The organism is Murinocardiopsis flavida (assembly GCF_003014485.1).
Classification (GTDB): domain Bacteria; phylum Actinomycetota; class Actinomycetes; order Streptosporangiales; family Streptosporangiaceae; genus Murinocardiopsis; species Murinocardiopsis flavida.
Genome location: NZ_PYGA01000012.1, coordinates 12,270 through 30,629, shown reverse-complemented (window position 1 = coordinate 30,629; position 18,360 = coordinate 12,270). Strand labels below are relative to the sequence as shown.

21 protein-coding genes are annotated in these 18,360 nt (G+C 72.4%); 19 read left to right on the top strand and 2 right to left on the bottom strand.

Features of this window, described 5'->3' with window-relative positions; all coding sequences use genetic code 11:
• The first annotated feature begins 14 nt into the window (after positions 1–14).
• The 19 genes from CLV63_RS17065 (at position 15) to CLV63_RS16975 (ending at position 15,384) form a co-directional block, all read left to right on the top strand.
• Positions 15–329 carry a hypothetical protein gene (locus CLV63_RS17065; protein WP_106584113.1) on the top strand — a complete coding sequence of 105 codons (315 nt, stop codon included), beginning with the start codon at positions 15–17 and terminating at the stop codon, positions 327–329.
• Positions 330–516: 187 nt separating this feature from the next.
• Entirely contained in the window at positions 517–1,101 is a 585-nt protein-coding gene (locus tag CLV63_RS17060) for a hypothetical protein (protein ID WP_146165585.1), read from the top strand.
• An 85-nt stretch (positions 1,102–1,186) separates the two neighbouring features.
• On the top strand, positions 1,187–1,684 hold the full coding sequence (locus CLV63_RS17055) for a hypothetical protein (RefSeq protein ID WP_106584110.1): 498 nt from the start codon (positions 1,187–1,189) through the stop codon (positions 1,682–1,684).
• Between the two features lie 69 nt (positions 1,685–1,753).
• Complete coding sequence (locus CLV63_RS17050) at positions 1,754–2,101, top strand: hypothetical protein (protein ID WP_106584108.1); 348 nt, start codon at positions 1,754–1,756, stop codon at positions 2,099–2,101.
• A 125-nt stretch (positions 2,102–2,226) separates the two neighbouring features.
• On the top strand, positions 2,227–2,724 hold the full coding sequence (locus tag CLV63_RS17045; RefSeq protein ID WP_106584106.1) for a hypothetical protein: 498 nt from the start codon (positions 2,227–2,229) through the stop codon (positions 2,722–2,724).
• Positions 2,725–2,780: 56 nt separating this feature from the next.
• Positions 2,781–3,419 (top strand): hypothetical protein, encoded by a 639-nt coding sequence (locus CLV63_RS17040; RefSeq protein WP_106584104.1) that lies wholly within the window; start codon positions 2,781–2,783, stop codon positions 3,417–3,419.
• Between the two features lie 92 nt (positions 3,420–3,511).
• Positions 3,512–4,633 carry an AAA family ATPase gene (locus CLV63_RS17035; RefSeq protein WP_106584103.1) on the top strand — a complete coding sequence of 374 codons (1,122 nt, stop codon included), beginning with the start codon at positions 3,512–3,514 and terminating at the stop codon, positions 4,631–4,633.
• 33 nt (positions 4,634–4,666) lie between these two features.
• Positions 4,667–6,421: a VWA domain-containing protein gene (locus CLV63_RS35025; RefSeq protein ID WP_106584101.1), complete on the top strand. Its 1,755-nt coding sequence runs from the start codon at positions 4,667–4,669 to the stop codon at positions 6,419–6,421.
• Positions 6,422–6,509: 88 nt separating this feature from the next.
• Positions 6,510–6,824, top strand: a complete 315-nt coding sequence (locus CLV63_RS17025; protein WP_106584099.1) for a hypothetical protein — start codon at positions 6,510–6,512, stop codon at positions 6,822–6,824.
• 105 nt (positions 6,825–6,929) lie between these two features.
• The gene (locus CLV63_RS17020; RefSeq protein WP_106584097.1) at positions 6,930–7,787 is read left to right on the top strand and encodes a hypothetical protein; all 858 of its coding nucleotides are present in this window, start codon (positions 6,930–6,932) and stop codon (positions 7,785–7,787) included.
• 218 nt (positions 7,788–8,005) lie between these two features.
• The gene (locus CLV63_RS17015) at positions 8,006–8,185 is read left to right on the top strand and encodes a hypothetical protein (protein WP_106584095.1); all 180 of its coding nucleotides are present in this window, start codon (positions 8,006–8,008) and stop codon (positions 8,183–8,185) included.
• A 41-nt stretch (positions 8,186–8,226) separates the two neighbouring features.
• Complete coding sequence (locus tag CLV63_RS17010) at positions 8,227–8,706, top strand: hypothetical protein (RefSeq protein ID WP_106584093.1); 480 nt, start codon at positions 8,227–8,229, stop codon at positions 8,704–8,706.
• 18 nt (positions 8,707–8,724) lie between these two features.
• Positions 8,725–9,090: a DUF7715 family protein gene (locus tag CLV63_RS17005; RefSeq protein WP_106584090.1), complete on the top strand. Its 366-nt coding sequence runs from the start codon at positions 8,725–8,727 to the stop codon at positions 9,088–9,090.
• A gap of 427 nt (positions 9,091–9,517) precedes the next feature.
• Positions 9,518–9,940, top strand: coding sequence for a hypothetical protein (locus tag CLV63_RS17000; protein ID WP_106584088.1), 423 nt, complete (start codon positions 9,518–9,520; stop codon positions 9,938–9,940).
• Positions 9,941–10,071: 131 nt separating this feature from the next.
• Positions 10,072–10,932 carry a MarR family transcriptional regulator gene (locus CLV63_RS16995; RefSeq protein WP_146165584.1) on the top strand — a complete coding sequence of 287 codons (861 nt, stop codon included), beginning with the start codon at positions 10,072–10,074 and terminating at the stop codon, positions 10,930–10,932.
• Positions 10,933–11,177: 245 nt separating this feature from the next.
• Positions 11,178–12,263 carry a helix-turn-helix domain-containing protein gene (locus tag CLV63_RS16990; RefSeq protein ID WP_170134243.1) on the top strand — a complete coding sequence of 362 codons (1,086 nt, stop codon included), beginning with the start codon at positions 11,178–11,180 and terminating at the stop codon, positions 12,261–12,263.
• Between the two features lie 191 nt (positions 12,264–12,454).
• Positions 12,455–13,393, top strand: coding sequence for a hypothetical protein (locus CLV63_RS16985; RefSeq protein WP_106584082.1), 939 nt, complete (start codon positions 12,455–12,457; stop codon positions 13,391–13,393).
• A gap of 116 nt (positions 13,394–13,509) precedes the next feature.
• The gene (locus CLV63_RS16980; RefSeq protein ID WP_106584081.1) at positions 13,510–14,625 is read left to right on the top strand and encodes a hypothetical protein; all 1,116 of its coding nucleotides are present in this window, start codon (positions 13,510–13,512) and stop codon (positions 14,623–14,625) included.
• A 135-nt stretch (positions 14,626–14,760) separates the two neighbouring features.
• Complete coding sequence (locus tag CLV63_RS16975) at positions 14,761–15,384, top strand: hypothetical protein (protein ID WP_146165583.1); 624 nt, start codon at positions 14,761–14,763, stop codon at positions 15,382–15,384.
• Between the two features lie 516 nt (positions 15,385–15,900).
• On the opposite strand, the gene CLV63_RS16965 is transcribed toward CLV63_RS16975, so the two are convergent.
• Together CLV63_RS16965 and CLV63_RS16960 are read right to left on the bottom strand one after the other, a co-directional pair.
• Positions 15,901–17,082, bottom strand: coding sequence for an Nramp family divalent metal transporter (locus CLV63_RS16965; protein WP_106584293.1), 1,182 nt, complete (start codon positions 17,080–17,082; stop codon positions 15,901–15,903).
• A 312-nt stretch (positions 17,083–17,394) separates the two neighbouring features.
• Positions 17,395–18,312: a dihydrodipicolinate synthase family protein gene (locus tag CLV63_RS16960; protein ID WP_106584075.1), complete on the bottom strand. Its 918-nt coding sequence runs from the start codon at positions 18,310–18,312 to the stop codon at positions 17,395–17,397.
• Positions 18,313–18,360 lie beyond the last annotated feature (48 nt).

The window sequence follows — 18,360 nt, the reverse complement described above, 5'->3', positions numbered from 1 at the left end:
CCCGAGGAGTCCCCGTGTTTCGTACCTACGTCCCGCGCCCGTACACCATCCGCGCTCTGCCCGTTACCACCGACAACTACCGCGACGCCGCGGCCTGGATCGCCAACACCATCGCCGACGAGCGCGGCGTGGACATCGTGGAACCCGGGGAGACCGGCCAGGGCCGGCCCCGACTCACCTTCCGCCTACGCGATCGCCGCTTTCCAGTTCCCCTCAATGTTCCGATCCCCGGCTACCTCGTGCGCGGCGAATGGGACGACGGCTCCACCGACTACCGCGGCGACGACGCTGACGACTTCGACGTCAGCCATCAGCGCGCCGAGGACTGATAAGGGCGGCGCGCCGAGGGCGCCCGCCCTTGCCGTACCGGCCCCGAACAGGCCCGGCACTCGCCCGGAGTGCCGGCTCTTCCACCGCGGAGCGCTGCGCTCCGATCACCGCCTCACCCCAGTCCCGACAGCCCACCCAATGGAGCCCGCCCCGGGCGGGCGGGCTCCCACACCATGAGGAGCAGACATGCGATTGACGTTCGCGGAGTTCGCGGCGCTGGCGAGCGCCTACGTGGACACGCCCGTGCGCCGCATCCCCGAATCCACCCCCGCGTCCGTGTGCGACGGGCTGCACGACGCTGGCCTGGCCACCGAGACAGGAGTGCTCACCCGCGCCGGAGAGGACTTCGCGAGCCAGGTCATCGGCAGCGGCGGCCATGTGAGCATCCCGGGCCGCATCCCGTGCGCCATGGAGTGCTCGTGGAAGCCGGTGCGCGCAGGCTTCCTCGGCTGGATGTCCTTCGACGGCGAGCAGCTCTACGACCCGCTCGGACGGGAACGCAACACCGTTCGCGTCACCCGCGCGGTCGCCGAGGAGATCTCCCGAGCGCTACTGGCCGACCAGGAGCGCCGCATGGCCGCCGAGGGCGAGTACACCGACTACGTCCCGACGTGGCAGGGCGAGGAACTCTGGCTGCACCTGACCATGCCCCCGGGGGAGGAGCCCGACCCGGGCTGGCGCGTCGGCCCGGACGAGCAGGGCTACTACGTGCTCGGCGGCACCCGGTGGCAGTGGGACGCCATCGAACCCCGCGACGACCATTCCCGATAAGGAGGCTCGCCTGACCCGCCCCGCCCGCGTGCGGCCCGGCATCCTCGCGGTGCCGGGCCGCACGCGTCTATCGAGAGGAACGACCGTGCCTGATCTCGCCCCCGCGCTCGACCGGTCCCGCCAGGCCGCCATCGACGCCTGGACAGAGGAGCGTCGCGCGTCCGCCCGCACCGAGGACGCGCTGCGCGCCCACCTGGGCGCGCTTCTGCGCGACGTCTGGCCCGCGGCGCACATGATCGAGGTCGCCTTCGCGCACCTCGGGCGCATCGACTACACCGACGGCCGCATCCGCAGCGTCCTGCACCGCCCGGTTGCTGCCCTGCTCCCGCTCCTCCACACCACCAGCGACGGCTCCGACCTGGCCGACCTCACCACCGACGACATCGAACTGCCTCCCGGCGTCACCGCGCAGCAGTGGCACACCATCCGCGCGGAGGTGGACCGCACCCTGACCTTGCTGCTGGCCCGCGGACTGCCCAGCAGGACCGAGGACGAGTTCGTCCCCGGCGACGAACTCGGCCCGAGTCCGCGCCTGTACCTGGACCTGACCCCCAACGACCACGAGGCCACGACCGCGACCTGACCAGTCCCCCCCCGGAGGGCGGGCTGCTTGTGCCGCCCGCCCCGCACCCATGCGCGAAGGAGAATACCCGTGCTGTTCAGCCCGTACTGCCGCCGCCTGCTCACCCAGGAACTCGGCGAGAACGCCGTTCTCCCGGTGATGGTCCCCGTGGACCACCCCGACCACGGACTCGAATCCGCCCTCTATGAGAGCGCGCTCGCCATCACCTGGGTGGAGGAGCGGATGGCGCGGCTGGCCCATGACTGGGCCCGCAACGCCGAGGACATCACCACGGCCCTCGCCGAGGGCCGTGTCCCGACGATCGGTGATCACACCGACGAACTGCGGCGCTGCGCCGAGCGCTTCCAGACCCAGCGCGGCTACTTCTGCACCCTGCTGCGCCTGACCAAGGCCGCCCGTACGCGCACCACCACCTGACCCACCCGCCAACCGGGGCCGGACAGCACCCGCTGCCCGGCCCTTTCGCCACGCCCCAACCCGGACTGCCCCGCGGCCCCGGCGGCACGTCCGTCATCCACCACCCCATGACGAGGAGAACCGCGATGCCCCTGCGCCTCACCGCCCACTCCCCGGAACTCGCGCGCTCGCTGCGCTGGCTGGTCACCGCGCACGCGGCCGAGACGACCGCAGTCTTCGGTACCGAACTCGCGGCGCGCAACCACCTCACCTTGCTGCTGCGAGAAGTATGGCCCCAGGTCACCGCCGTGGAGATCACCTTCGGCACCGCTGCGGCAGACCGGTGCGACTACACCACCGGGCACATCCGCTGCCTGCTCCACCAGGTGGGCGGTCGGGCCGCGCCGCTGGTGGACTCCACCCGCGACGGCGCGGCACTGGGCGATCTCACCCGCGACGACATCGCCCTGCCGCCCGGCGTCACCGGTGAGCACTGGCGCCGGATCGCCCGCGACGTCGACACCGTGCTGGCGCTGCTGCTGCGCCACGGAACTCCGCACCGCGGCCCCCAGGACGAGTTCACCGTCGAGGCGGAGCAGGCCGTGCTGCACCTCCACCTCACGCCGACCGCGGCGCTGCCCTGAGGGAACCGGGCCCAGAGCCCCCGAACCAGACACCCCATCCGACGGAGGACCCACCCATGAATCCCATGCCGCACATCATCGTCACCGCCGGTCACGTCGGTCGGCTCCGCGAGCAGGGCCCCGGAGGGCTGCTCGTGTGGGTCGAGCCCCACGACGAGGTCGTGGTCCTCGACCGCTCCGGCCAGCCCACCGTAGAGGGCGGCTACACCCTGAAGGTCCGCACGGCCCTGAGTGCCAAAGCCGGACACATCGACGAAGACCTGATGGTCGTTGCGGGATTTCCCGGCAACACGGACGGCTTCGCGGATGACGCGGTGCTCGCCGACCACCTCACCGAGCAGGCCGAGGAGCTGTACGCGCAGTGGCCCGAGACCCGCGCCATGACCCCGATGGTCATCCGGCTGCGCGCCGCCCTCGCCGAGCACGGCATCCACCTCACCGGACCGCCCCGACACCTGGGCCGCCCAGAGACCCCGGGACTCATCGAGAAGTACCGCCGCCTCGACGATTCCGACTACGAGATCGAGGTCGCCACGACCTTCGGCCACCGCGATCCGGTCAGCGTGGCCGCCCACAGCGTGTTCACCGGGCGGCAGTACACCCGGTTCGCTATCGACGTCGCCTCGATGGCCCCGGTCGCCGCGGCCGAGGTCACCGCCGCCGTCATCGAACGCGCCGTGCGCCCCGGCCGGTAGCCCGGCACACCGCGGCAACATCCCGGAAGAATCCGCGGGCCCCCGGCAGCCAGACCCCGCGGGGCCCGTCCACCACGTTGAGGAGCGGACCGATGACCACCCCGCCCGTACCGCCGCCCGCCCCCGCCGGACACGGAGCGGGGGAGCGACTGCCCGCTGGTGAACTGCGCCGCCGCGTCGCCGACCACCTTCTCACCACCGGCTCCGACCTCACCCCCACCCAGGTCTCCCGCCGCCTGGGCAAGTCCTCCGGGGCCGTGGGCAACGCGCTGGAGACCCTGGTGGCGCGCGGTGAGGCTGACAAGGTCACGGGCACCCCGGTGCGCTACCGCGCCAATGCCGCGACCCCCGCCGCGGCCGCCGCCCGGGAGCCGGTGCCCGCCCCGGCCCGCCCCGAGCCCGCCGCTGCGGCGCCGGTCACCGGGCCCGTACCGCGCCCGTCGGGGCAGATGTATCACCCCCGCACCCTCTCCGGCCTGCCCGACGTCGAAGCGCTGCGCCGCCTGCGCGAGGCCGGAGTCGCCGCACTGCTCTACGGCCCGCCCGGCACCGGAAAGACCTCCTTGGTCGAGGCGGCGTTTCCCGACCTGCTCACCGTCCAGGGCGACGGCGACACCACCGTGGCCGACTTCGTCGGCGAATACACCCAGACCCCCGAAGGCCGCTTTCATTTCGTGCACGGCCCGCTGGTCACCGCGATGCGCGAGGGCCGCGCGCTGCTCATCGACGACGCGACCCTCATCCCGCCCACCGTGCTGGCCGTGGTCTATCCCGCGATGGACGGCCGCCGCCAGATCATCGTCAAGGCCAACGGCGGCGAGACCGTGGACGCCGCCGAGGGGTTCTACACCGTCGCCGGGCACAACCCCGGGGTCCACGGCGCCCTCCTTAGCGACGCCTTGAGCTCCCGTTTCGCCGCGCAGATCGAGGTCTCCACCGACCTCGACCTCGCCGCCCAGCTCCACATCGACCCCAAGGCGATCCGGGTGGCCCGCAACCTCGCCACCCGCCAGGCCAAGGGCGACATCGGCTGGGCGCCGCAACTGCGCGAACTCCTCAGTTTCGAGCGCATCGCCGCCGTGCTCGGCACCCCCGCCGCGGCCGGAAACCTCATCGGCATCGCGCCGGAGGAGGACCGCGAGGTCGTGGCGAGCGTGGTCAAGGGCGTGTTCGGCGCCGCCGTGGCGCCCCTGGCCCTGGGCGGGCGCATCTGAACCCCCCCCCGCACCCCGTGAAAGGAGCCGATCATGACCGCCCACATCGCCGCCGGTGCTGCGCCGACCACGGTGTTTCCCGCCGCCCCCGGGTGGATGGCCCTGTCCGCCGCCCTGGGCGATGAGGTCCCGGTGATCGCCGACCGCGACGACCTCCTCGTCACCATCGCCCCCGGCGCAGGCCGCGGCGCCCCGGCCTGCTTCATCCCGGACCAGGCCGCGATCGAGATCGACGGCGCCCACCTGGGCACCGTCGACCCCGCCACCGCCGCCCCGCACCGCGCGGGGGACCGGGCGCGCTATGCCACCGCGTGGGGGCTGCTCACCCACGAGTGCGCCCACGCCGCCCACACCCGGTGGCAGGCCCCGCCCGGCACCCCGCCCGGCGCGGCAGCCGCCGCACTCCTGCTGGAGGAGTCCCGCATCGAAGCGGCCCAGATCCGCCGCCGCCCCGAGGACCGGTACTGGCTGCGCGCCAGCGCCACCCACCTCATCCTCGCCGAACTCAGCCCCGGAACCGGGAGCAGGGCCACCGGTGCCGGTCTCGCCGCCCGAGCCCGCGCGGTGCCCACCACCCCCCAGGACGCCGCCCGCACCGCCGCCCTGCTGCTGGCCCGCGCCGACGCCGGGATCCTCACCCGCACCGAGACCGCAACCGTCACCCGCGCCGTCACACCGGTACTCGGCGCCGACACCCTGGCCGCCCTGCGCGGCCTGTGGCGCGCCGCCCAGACCACCGCCGACACCGACGCCGAGGCCATGATCGAGCTGGGGCGGCGCTGGTGCGAGGCGCTGGGCACCGACCCCGCCGACCCCGCACCCGAGGCCACCGGTGAGCAGGCGCCCGGGCGTCCGTCGCCACTGGGCCGGGCGCTGGCCCGCGCAGCCGCTGCGATCGCCCGCGCTAAGGACCCCGCGCCCGGCGACCCCGCCGCCCGCGCGACCAAAACCGCGGCCGAGAACACCGCGGCCAGGGACGCCGCCCGCACCGAAGCGGGGCGCGTGTTCGCCCCCGGCGGGCCCAGCACGCCCCGGTCCCCGATCGCGGGAACCCGCGCGCCCACCAGCGCCGAACGCACCGCGGCCCGCCACCTCGGGCGCACCCTGAGCACCGCCGGATCCCGCGAGCGCACCCCCGCCCGCACCACCGCGGCCACCCCGCCGGGCCGTCTGCGGATGCGCGGCGCCCTGGCCGCCGAGGCCCAGCGCGCCGCCGGCGCCGTGCCCACCGCCGAACCCTTCACCCGCACCACCCGGACCACCGTCGCGACCCCGCCGCTGCGCCTGGGGGTGGCCTGCGACGTGTCCGGGTCCATGCACGCCTTCACCGCCCCGGTGGCCTCGGCCGCCTGGATCCTCGCCCACGCCGCCCGCCACACCCGGGTGCCCGCCACCACCGCCACCGTCACCTTCAGCGCGCAGGTGCACCCCATCACCCACCCCGGCACCGCACCGCGCGAGGTCACCGAGTTCCGCGCCTGCGGCACCGGGCACGCCATCGACACCGCCATCACCGCCCTGGACGGCGCACTGGACCTGAGCCGCGCCGATGCCGCCCGCCTGCTGGTCATCGTCTCCGACGGGGTCTTCGGCCCCACCCGCACCGAGGCGGGCCAGGCCGCGCTCGACCGGCTGCGCGCCACCGGCTGCGCCGTGCTGTGGCTGACCCCCGACGACCCCGGCGCCACCCCGCTGCGCGGGGCCCGGGTGCACACCCTCACCGACCCCGCCGCCACGGCACGGGCCATCGGCCAGGCCGCCACCGCCGCAATGCGCACCCGCCGCTGAGCACCCCGCACCTGTCTACTTCCGCGTGCTCACCGGCAGTTTCCGAGACGAGCACACCCGCACCGCACACCCGAGAGAAAGGACGCTCATGCCGGACGGCAACACCATCGACCCGGTCACCGGGAAACCCCGCCTCATGGCGCGCAAGTGCGCCACCTGCCCGTTCCGACCCAACAACCCCATGCACCTCGATGAGGGCCGCCTGCGCGAGCTCATCCAGCACAACCGCGCCGTCGGGGCGGCCCTCACCTGCCACACGACCCTCTCCTACGGCGACCACCCCGACGTCGGCCCGGCCTCCTGCCGCGGGTTCCACGACGCCTTCCCCGACACACGGGTCTTCCAGATCGCCCGCAGATTCCTCGGCGGCTTCACCGAAGTCGACCCGCCCGGCGAGCAGTGAATCCCGCATCCGCCCACCACAACAACGGCCCGGGACCGCCCGGTCCCGGGCGTACGCGGTTCGGCGCGAGCCGCCGCGACGCCTCCACGACGAGGAGCAGAGACCATGACAACCACGGCAACGGCCCCGGTGCGCCTTTGGGAACCTGGGCTGGCCTACACCGACCACGGCGGCGGCTGGTTCGCCGGAGAGCGCAGCACCCACCACCACGACACCATCCGCCTCGGAGAAGCCGAGGCGCGTCGTTTCGCCGACGCGCTGTTCACCGCCGAGACGACCGGCGCTGACGCCGAGAGCCACCTCCTGCTGCCCATGTGGGAGCTGGACGGCGGCCTGTACCTGCAGAACACCCACGAGCCCGGTCAAAGCGCCGCGCGCCTGGGCCCCGACGCCGAGGGCTACTACCTCGTGGGCGCGCCGGAGTTCGTGTGGGATCAGGTCCTGGCCCGGCCCGCAGATCACCCCGCCGGCCTTCACGAGGAGACCACCGGATACCAGGTCATCGTCAGCCGCACCGACGCGGTCGGGTGGGAACCCTGGGGCGCCACCCCGGACCCCGACCGCGAGAGGGCCTGGAAGGAACTCTTCCGCGTGCTGAGGAAGGATCAGGAGGCGCAACTCCGGGCCCCGGTGTTCGCCGCGCGGATGCTGCACGTGCGCACACGCCGCGAATTCGCCCCGATCGACCTGGGCACCGACATCCGCCGACCCCACCTCTCTGGCGGGGTCATCGACCGCGCCCGCACCCACGGCGTCTTCGACACCGAGTCCCACTATCAGCTCATCGGCTGGGACGGCCAGACCCTCGCCCGCCACGCTCCCCACCCGACGCACATCTACCACTACAAGGCGGGCAACGACCTGCTGGCCTACCGGTCGGACCACCCGGATGCGCCCGGCGGTACGGCGATCGTGCGCACCAGCCGCACCCGGACCCTGCTGGGCCCCGAGATCAGGGCGTGAGCGCGGCCCCGGCGGGGGCCGGTCGGTGTTGCACCCCCGGGACACCACCCCGGCCTCCGCACGGCCCGCCCCCGAGCGCGGGTCCGCACTCTCCGCGGGTGGCGCGGTCACCGGTGGGGCGACGCGAGCGCCGGGTTGACACCGGCATCGGAGTCGAGCGCCACTAAGCCCCCGCGGATCCCCCACCATTCCCGCCGGATCCGCCGAAGGAGGCACCGATGAAGACGAGCCCCGCCACACCAACGGCGTCGCCGGAGTTCGGCGCCCGCGCCCGCGCCTGGGCGCGCACCCACCTCGACCGCCTGGAACCGGCCCCCGCAACGCCGCCGACAGAAGGCGGAGGTCCCCTGCGCGACCTCACCCTGCTCGCGCTGTGGATGCACCTCCTCCGCCGCTGAGCTGACCCGTCCCGGCGATGTACCCGAAAGGAGCAGTCACTGTGGCAACCACGCAGAACCCGCCATGGGAGCACGACCTCGATGTCCGGTTCGGCAGCGAGGCCCTCGCCGACGTGTACACCGACGCGCGCTGCCTCGATCAGCCGGGCCTCGACGAGGCCTCGCTGACCGACAGCCTGCACCGCCGCTTCGAGGTCGCGCTGAAGAGCCGCGACGGCGACGGCGCGTTCGCGGGAGCGGGAACGGCCCGGGTGATGGCCGTGCACACCCGCCACCGGTCCCGGTGCCGTATCGCGGGCGAGATCGCCGAGGGCGACATCCTCACTCTGACCATCCGGGTCGAGACGATCCCACCCGGAACCGCCAACCGCACCGTGTATGAGGCGCTGACCGAGGCGGTGGAGACCACGACGGTCCCGGCGCGGATCATCTCCTCGCCCTACGTCGTGCACGTGGGCTTCCGGGCCGAGCACGACCAGCCCGACTTCCCGCACTGGACCGACCCGTGGTGGAACGCCTGAAACGGAAGGAGAACGACTATGAAGCTACTCACGGCCCCCGCCGCACGCAGGGTTCAGACCGATAACGAGTTCAACTGGTGCATCGAGGGCGAACTCGTCATCGCAGACACTGTCGCCATCGACTGCACATGTGGATGCAACAGATCCTTCACCGGCCTCCGCAGCCGCCGGGCGACAACGACCGCACTGGTGACAGAGGTCGACCTCACCCGCGAGGAGATCGCGACGGCCATCCGAGACTCCTACGAGCGGTCCGGACTGCTGAAGTACGTCAGCGAGGCCGATCTCGCAGAGACCACCCAGGACGTCGTGGAATTCGCCCGCCCCTACCAGATCGGCGACGTCCTCGAACGCAGAGGCGACGAGGTTCGCGTCCGCCGCTGACGGATAGGAAGCACGCGACAGCCCGGCCCCGCGGACCGAGCGAGATCGCCTCGACCAATGGGGGAATCGGCGCACCCCGCGACGACGCGCGCCGCGATCGCGCCCGAGCACGGTGACGACCGCGTCGACGCCCCACCGTCACCTGTGCTCCACCACCCCGGCCCGGGCCCCGGTGCCCGCCGCGCCGAAGAATCCGCGATACTGCCCGTCACGCCGACCCGCACCGCCGGGAATTCCGGTCCTGAACCCGGCCCGTGCACCCCCGGAAACAGCGGCGCGAAGAAATTCTTCCCCACGGGCTTGACTGAATGCGGCACCCAAGGGTCCATGGACCCGACCGCGAATACGCGGCCAATCCGCCCCCCGCCCAAACGGCGCCCGCGCGGGCTGAAAGAACCCGTTGTGCGCACCCGAGGAAAGGAAATGAATGGGAATCGAAATCATCGGGGACCTGTTCGATGAATGCCCCGATCTCACCACCGGCGAACTCGCCGCACGGATCCAGGCCGACGTCACCGACGTCCAGAACGACGGGGAGATCGACCCCCGGGCGCGGATCACCGTCACCTCGCCCGGCCCGGGGCTGCTCAACGCCCACATCACGATGCCCGGGGCCGAGGAGGCGGCCACCAGCGCTGTGGCCCGGGCCGTCACCGAGCTGGCCACCCACTACCAGCGAGTCGATCTCGACCACCCCGAACACGCGCGGTTCCGCCTCGCCATCGAGATCGCCGACCCTCACTGCGGCTGCGTCAAATCCGCCGCCGTGACCTACGGCAGCCTCTATCCCACCGACCCGGCCTCCGACCACGCCCCGGCGGGACCCCTGAGTCTGGTCGCCGCCCAATAACCCCGGGGAACCACCCGGAGAAAGAGAAATGCACGCGGGGCGCCCGAAGATTCCGTGAACCAAAGGAATGCGCATTATGCGCCCGGGCGCCCCCGTTCTGTTCACACCCCATCGCGAAGGAGGAAAGAACAATGACCGCAACAATGGAAACCCGCACCCTGTCCACCCGCGGGCGGATCCTGGCCCACCTCGGTGACCACCCCGAAGGCTCCACCGTGTCCGACCTCGTCACCGCCACCGCACTGTCGCGCTCCGCGGTGTCCAAGGCCCTGGTTGGCGCCGAGACCGACGGCGCGGCGGTGCGCGAAGGCGGCACCCGAACCGGTGCGCACCGCGTGCCCGACACCTGGTTCCTGCCCGCCGATGCCGCACACCCCGCGCACGGGCCCGGGGCTACCGCGCCCAACCCTGATGCGGCCGTCGACGGTCCCCCCGCGGATGCCCCGGCCCACGAGCCCGACCCCGCCGACCCCGGCCCGCAGGACCCGGCGGTACCCCCCGCGGTGCCCCAGCAGCCGCCCCGTCCGGTCACCGACGGGCCGGAGGCCGTGGACGAGGAACCCCCCGCCGAGACCGAGCGGGTCCCGGACCCCGGGGACCCCGTCGATGCCCCCGTGGACCCCCAGCCCGAGCGCATGGCACCCGACCCCGACCCCCGCACCGCCGCCGCCACCCCCGGCGCCGACGACCGCGAGCCCGAGGAGCAGGCGGCCCCGGCGCCCCCAAGTCGGCGTATCAACGCGACCGGCCTGGCCAAGGCCGCCCCGGGCGAGCTGCGCGCCATGGTGCTCACCCACATGCAGGACTACCCCGGCTCCGAGTTCACCGCGGGCGAGATCGCCAAGGTGATCACGCGCAGCGCCGGCGCGGTCCAGAACGCGCTGGACCGGCTCGTCACCGGCGGGGACGCGGAAAAGACCTGCCCCGCCCCCCGCCGCTACCGGGCCGCGCCCCCACCGCAGGCGCCCGCGCAGGACCACGGCACCGCGTGATCACCGCGCCTCGTGTGGCCGCCCTGGCGGCCCAGGACGCGCAACGCCGTCGCCCCGCGCCGCTGCGCGCCCCGAAGCCGGAGAACCGTCCGGCCAGGGGTGCGCACCGCGGGGCCGCGATGGCTCAGGCCGGTAGTCCCCGGGCGCCCGATCAGGGGCGCCCCGCCATACCTGGCGCTCCTGGGCTCCCTCCCGACCCTACGGACGGTCAGGAACGAACTCCCAAGAGAAAGGCAAGGAAGCCGATGACCACGCCGGAACCCGACCCTGCCGCATCTGCGCCTGCACCCGCACCGCCTCGGGGCCGCCGCGTCGACCAACTCGCCGCCTACCTGGCCGAGCACCCCGACGGAGCGCGCGTGTCCCAGATCGCGTCCGACCTGGGACTCCACAAGCCCAATATCAGCACAATGCTGCACCAGCTCGAAGGGGCCGGCTGCGCGCGCCGCGAGTCCCTGCCCGGGACGCGCGCACACCTCTGGCGGCCGACCCCGTCGATGTCGCGAGCCGAACCGAGCGGCTCTCCGCACACCCCACCCGGACCTGCCGTGGAGCGCCATATCGATCGGCTCGCCACCTACCTGGCCCGCCACCCGGAAGGGGTCCAGGCGTCCCGAATCGACAGCGACCTGGGCATCGACCGGCCCTATACCAGCAAGCTCCTGCGCACATTGGAGGCCATCGGCTACGCGCGCCGCGACGACCAGCGGCGCTGGAGGCGCACCGACCTATGGCGGCCCACCGCACTGACGACCCGACCCGTCCCGCGCCGCCTCCCACCTCCCGGACGGCGCGCCCTCCGGCAGCCCGCACCGTCGGTGAGTGACCGGCTGATCGACGCGGCCCACGCCCCGCGCTGGACGACACGATCGGCCGCCGAACAATGGCTGGCCACCCATCTCCCGCCGGAGGAATCCAGGGCTGAGCTCGGGGCGCTCCTGCACGCCGACGAGATCGTCGTCGACGGCGTGCTGCTCGCCCTGCGCCTCGACACGGGGCCCGGTACGGACCTGGACCGGGCCCTGATCGCGCGGACCCTGCTGTCCTCCGTCGGCGCTGTCGTGCGCGAACGGGTCGCCGACGACCTCGACCGGTGGATCCGCGCTCTGGACGCCGACCTCGACGCCCCGGCATCGCAGGAGCGGCCCAGCCCACCCAACGACGCCCGCGCCCACGTCGGCGTGCTGCGGGTCATCGCCGCACGCATCCGCGACGCCACCCCAATCCTGGACACGATCACCGACCCGGCGGCGGACCGGCCTGCTGACGGAGCGCCCCGCCCTGGCGCGGTCGAGGACGAACACCCGCCCCGGTGCGCCCAGTCGGCATAGCAGGTGCGCCCCCGATCTCCGGCTGAGGCCGGTGAGCATCGCCGGCCGCGCGCGATCCGCGCGGCCAAGCCCGGTCCACCCCGCCGGGCGGGCAGCCCCTGTTCACGACCGCCGGCAGTGCCGCCGGCCTCCCCGCGCACCAACCGACTGCAAGCTCTCCTCCGCATGCCTGAAAAGAAAGGAGTTCCCCGATGTACGCACGCGACGTTCCCCGCCTGCGCGCGCACATGAGCACCTGGGCCCGCGATCCCGGGCGCGACGGCGCCGCCGCCTGGCTGTCCACCGTGTTCGCCATGGAAGACGAAGACGGCACCGCCAGGACGCCCGACGAGGTCGTGCGCGCGGGCCCCTGGCTGGCCCGGATCCTCGCGGCGCAGTTCCCTGCCGCCCACCTCTTCCACGTCGCCCCCGACATGCTCGAACTCGCACGCACCGCGGGCGCGCGGCTGCCCGACTACACCGTGCACCCCCACGACCTGCCTGCCGAGGTCGGGTTCATGGCCCTCGGCGCTCCAATGCACACCCGGTGTGCGCGCGAGGAGAGCGAACCGGTCCGGCTGCTCACCTGGGGCCCGTGTGAGGGGGGCACCATGCTCACCGTCTGGGTCGAGCCGCCGGACTGGCTGACGCCGGAATTCATCCCGCGCCCGGGAGCCTCACCGCTGCCGCGTTCACGCCAGGCACGGCGGGTCCGCCCGCGCCACGGGCTCCTGCTCTCCACCACCATCCGGTACCTGAGCCCCCGGGCGCAGGCGCTGGCGTTTGACGAGGGCAGCGAAGTGCAGCGCAGTGTCCTGGCGATGTGGCTGCTGATGGGCCAGACCCTGTCGGTCAGCGAACGGCAGGCACCCGACCGCGCGACGCGCCGCGCGGTTGCGCGCGAGGACCCCGCACTGGGTACCGACGTCTCCTATATCTACCTGCGGCGCCGCCGTACGGTCCGGGACTCCACCGACTCCGACGCGCCGGGGCGCAACTACCGCCACCAGTGGTGGGTGCAGGGCCACTGGCGCAACCAGTGGTACGCCCGCCGCGACGAGCACCGCCCCATCTGGATCAGCCCCCACCTGGCAGGTCCCGAAGACGCCCCGCTGCTGGGAACCGAACGCGTCAACCTCTGGCGCCGGTAATCGGAACGCGAGCCGACCCACCGACCGCCCAGCGGGATTCTGCGCGCAGGCTCCGCCCAAGAACGCGCCGAGTCGGGCCACCGAGCCCTTGGCACCCCTGCTGCAAGGAGATCACGATGACCACACCGACCCCCGAGCCGAGAGCAGCAACACCCTCACCCGTCCCTGAGCGCAACCGCCGCATCGATTGCCTCCTCGCCTACCTGCTCCAGAACCCCGACGGAGTGCACGTATCCCAGATCGTGTCCGAACTCGGGTTCTCCACGGAGGATGTCCACGCGATGCTCCGCCGGCTCCAGGACCGCGCACGCGTCCACAGCGAAGCCGTGCCGGGCAGTGGTGGCAGGCCCGTGAACCTGTTCTACGCACGGACCTCCCCGGCGGGCCCGGACCGGCCCCAGCAGACCGCCCGCGTCTATCCGGCCCAGCGTCACATCGACCGGCTCGCCGCCTACCTGGCCGTGCACCCCGACGGCGTCGAGGAGCCCGGGATCCGCGCTGACCTCGGCGGCGCCGAATCGCACACCCGCACAACGCTGTACCAACTGGAGGAACTCGGCTACGCGCGCCGAGAACGCCAGGCCGGCACGACACGGCACCTGTGGCGTCCCACCGCCCTGACGGCCCGCCCCGTCCCGAACGAGCTGCCGAACCACGACAGGCACCGCTGCCCGCAGGCCACCGGTGATCGACCGATGCCCCAACCGCCCAGTCCTGAGAAGGGTTCCGCATGGCCGGGCCGCAGGATCGACCGCGTGGCCCGCCACCTGCAAGAGCATCCCACCGGTGTCGATGTCCCCGACATCGTCGCGGGCACAGGGGCCTACACCAATGCGGTGAGGGCAAGCCTGGGCGCGCTGGAGAAGATCGGGCATGCGCGGCGCGAAATCCCGACCGGTGACCGCCGCGCCCATACCTGGTTCCCGACCGACCTCACCAGTGTCCCGGTTCCCCTCGGGCTCTACGCACCCCCGGACCCGCCCCCGCCACCCCCCGCCCCCGATTCCTCTGCCGCCCGGGCCTCCATCTACCTCATCGAGAACCCTGCGGGGGTCACGGCCCGGCAGATCTGCGACGACCTCGGTTGCCCCTATGCCGAGGCGATGCGCGACCTTGAGCAGTTGGAACGCAGCGGGCATGCCTGGCGCACCTGGCCCCTGCCCCCGTGCTCGACCAGTGGTACCCCGGTGCGGGCGGAGCGCCCTGGCCGCGACGCAAGACGGTGCGCGTGATCGACCATTTGTTCGCCTATCTCGCCCAGCACCCCGGCGGGGTGGAAGCACGCCAGATCCGAGCCGACTTCAAATGGACGAGGAAGAACACCGAGACGCACTTGCGTCAATTGGAATCGGCCGGACTCATCCGGCGTGGAGGGGGATTGGAGCCCCAAAAAGTGGCTGCTCACCGACGCTGCGCTGCCGAGCCGCCGGGATGTGGCCGGTGCCGCTCCAGCGCCGACACCCCGGTCGGGGTTCAGCCTCCCCATCCGTGCCGCCGCGGCGGTGCTCCTCGACCACCCCGGCGGCATCCACGCCAGTGACATCGCCACCAAGTGCGACTACAACATCAACTACATCCGGCGGGCGCTGCGCCATCTGGAGCACCTCGGCGCCGCCAGGTCCCGCCGGGACGGCCCGACGCTGCTCCGCTGGTTTCCCGTCGCAACCACCGAGGCGTTCGCCCGAGGCCGGGCTGCGGTGGACACCCTGACCCAGCCCGCGATCGGGACCACGACGACCGAGAAGATCGCGGAATTCCTCCTCCACCACCCTGAAGGGGTCTCCGCCATCGAGGTCCGCAACGCCGTCGGAACCGACAACGTCTCCCGCCGCTTGGTCGCACTGTGCAAGCAGGGTCGGGCGGAGCGCCGCAACATCAACCTCGATTCATCGCGCCCACGTCCCGACGGCACCAGCGGCGTGCGGTGGTTCCCGACCGCGGCAACAGCCGCTGCCCCTGAGGAACGACAGGAGCCGCGGCCCGACCCGTGAGCCTGGCGGTCCGGACGCGTCCCCGCCCCGTCGTGGGCCCGGTGCCGCCGAGGACGCTGGAGCCGAACCGCCAGTACGCGGCCTCCGGGACGACGCCATGGAGCGGGCTGCCGCACTACTGCGGGACCATTCCGAAGGCATCTCGTCCGAACTGCTCCAGAGTGAACTCCGCCTCGGCCCAGCGCGCGTATTCAAACTGCTGCGCGCGCTGCACGCGCGCGGCCGGGCCCGGTGCGAACGCGCCCGCGGCACCACCCGGTGGTACCCGCAGCAGCGGCCACACGGTCACTGACCGAGCAACAGCGCGGGCAACCGCTGCCTCGACCGCGGCATCAGTGTTCACATCACCGCCGATCGGAGGACCAGAATGTAGGACGACCTCATCACGACTCGCGCAGCACTGGAGCCGTGGGCGGGCAAACGCTCCGCGAACGCGGGTGTCTCGTGAGCGATCGCTCACGAGACACCCGCATTCGCGGAGCGCTACGGGGAGAGGGCAACTGATCGCAGACGCGGTCAGAGCAGGCTGGTGATGAGCCGGTAGCAGGTGGCCAGGATCGCGATGAGGCCGATGGCGGCGATGGTGTTGTGCCACCAGCGGTTGCGTAGGTCGTCCATGAGGCTGTGGTTGTTGACGAGGATGATCAGCAGGAGACCGAGCAGAGGCGCGACGACGACGGTGAGCGCCTGGGCGATGATGATCAGCTGGATGGGTGAGCCGCCGACCGCGGCGGTGACGAGCGCGCCGAAGGCCAGCACTGCGAGGATGCCCAGCCGGACCCGCGGTGAGGAGACTCGGTCGCCCCCGCCGAGCCCGTCGGAGAGCAGGGTGCCGCCGGCGGTGGCGTTGGCCAGCATCGAGGAGAACGCGGCGCCGAAAAAGCCCAGGGCAAAGATGATCCGGCCGGTCTGCCCGGCGATGGGTTCGAGCACGCCGGCCAAGTCTGCGAGACCGGCGCTCTGTTCGCCGCTGAGCACGGCGGCCGAGGCGATGATGACCAGTACGGTCATGATGCCGGGTGCGACGATGCCGGGGATGGTGTCGGCCAGGGTGGTTTGGCGGTATTGGTCGCGGCGCAGGCCGCGTTCCCGAGAGGCGTATCCGGTGTAGAACGCGGCGTTGATGGAAAAGTTCGTCCCCACCAGTGCGACCAGCAGCAGCCCGGTGCCTGGCGGGACGGTCGGCAGCATCCCGGCGGCCGCGGCGTTCCAGTCGGGACGACTGAGCACAGCGGTGACCACGAAACACACCGCCATGGCCGCGACCATGACCAGCAGCACCTTCTCGATCACCCCGTAGAGTCCGCGGGTGAACAGGAACGTGGCGACCACGGCGGTGCATGCCAGGGTCCACCACACCGGCGAGCCGCCGAGTACCAGCGACAGCCCCAGCCCGGCCCCGACGGCGTTGCCCACGGCGAACATCAGGGTGATAGCGAAGACACCGAGTCCGGCGGCCGCGCCGACGGGACGTCCCAACGTGCGCTTGACGGTCTCCACGACCGAGCCGCGGGAGACGATCGCGATACGCACACTCATGTCGGTGAACGCGATCATCAGAATGGTCGAGACGACGATGACCCAGATCAAGGAATAGCCGAAACCGCTACCGGCCTGCACGGCCGAGGCAAGGTTGCCGGGGCCGAACTGCCAGGCACCTGCCACGAACGCCGGACCCATGAGGGCTAGCAGGCGCATGATCCGGCCACCGCGCCCGCGGCGCGGGATGGGGCGGGGTCCTGCCCTGTCGGGTTCCATACGGCGGGGTTGGTCGGGTGTGCCGTTCGTGCGGCGGGCAGGCACTGCGTCGGACATGGTGGACCGTTCCTCGCCTCCGCGGTCGTCGCGGAGCTCGTCGGGGACTTCGTTGTCACCGAGCCCGTCTGGCGCACCGTGCGTGTGCACCAGAGGGGCCGGGGCGACGGTGGGCATCGTCGAACCCTGGGTTGTGCTCCGCCCACGGTGCGGCGGGCGGAGCCAGACCGCAAAACAGCGTTTCGGACGTTGGCTTCAGACCAGCCCGGCACTCTTGAGGGCGCGGGTGATCTCTTCTTCGGCCTCGGTCGACAGGTCGATCAGCGGCGGCCGCACCGTGGCCGAGGGGAGGATCCCGCGCGCCTTGAGTCCGAGTTTGAGCGCGACGGTGCCTTCCATGTGGGAGCCGCGGTGGTAGACGGCTTTGGTCACCGGCAGCAGTCGGTCGTGCACCGCGCGGGCCGCGGGGTAGTCGCGGGCCTTGCCGGCGGCGAGGAGCTCCAGCAGCGGCTCCGGGGCCAGGCCGCCGTAGCCGACCAGGGCCCCGTCGACGTCGAACATGGTGTGCAGCAGGTACTCATCGTGGCAGGTGAGGATCTGCAGGTCGGGCTGCTCGGCGCGCAGTACCGGGATCTCGGTGTCCCAGCGGCGCATGTTGCGCACGCCGTTCTTGGTGGCGAACACGCCAGGCTGGGCGGCGATGTCCAGCTGGGTGGGCAGGTCGTAGCTGGCCTTGGTGCTGTCGGGATACTGGAACAGGATCAGCGGCATCCCGGATTCCTCGTGGATGGCCCGGTAGCGTTCCTGCGGGGCACCGGGCTGGAAGCCGAAGCGCAGCCAGCCGTGCGAGGGATAGACCAAGCCCGCCGACGCGCCGGCCTCCACGGCCCGCACGGCCTCGGCCGCGGCCACGGCCGTGCCCTCACCGGTGATGCCGGCGATGATCGGTACCGCCCCGTCGACCGCCTCGACCAGCGTGCAGATCGTGGCGACCTGCTCTTCCTGGGTCAGGAAGGTTCCCTCACCGGCGTGGCCGAGGCACACCAGACCCTTGACCCCGTCGAAGCCGGCCAGCCACGTGCCGTAGCGGTCCAGGGCCGCGTGGTCGACCGCACCGTTCAGGGTGAACGGAGTGACGGGCGCGGGCACCAGCCCGCAGAGATCGAGAAACATGCGCTGAACCCCTTTGGGAACGATTGCGGGAACGTTCCCGTACACTGT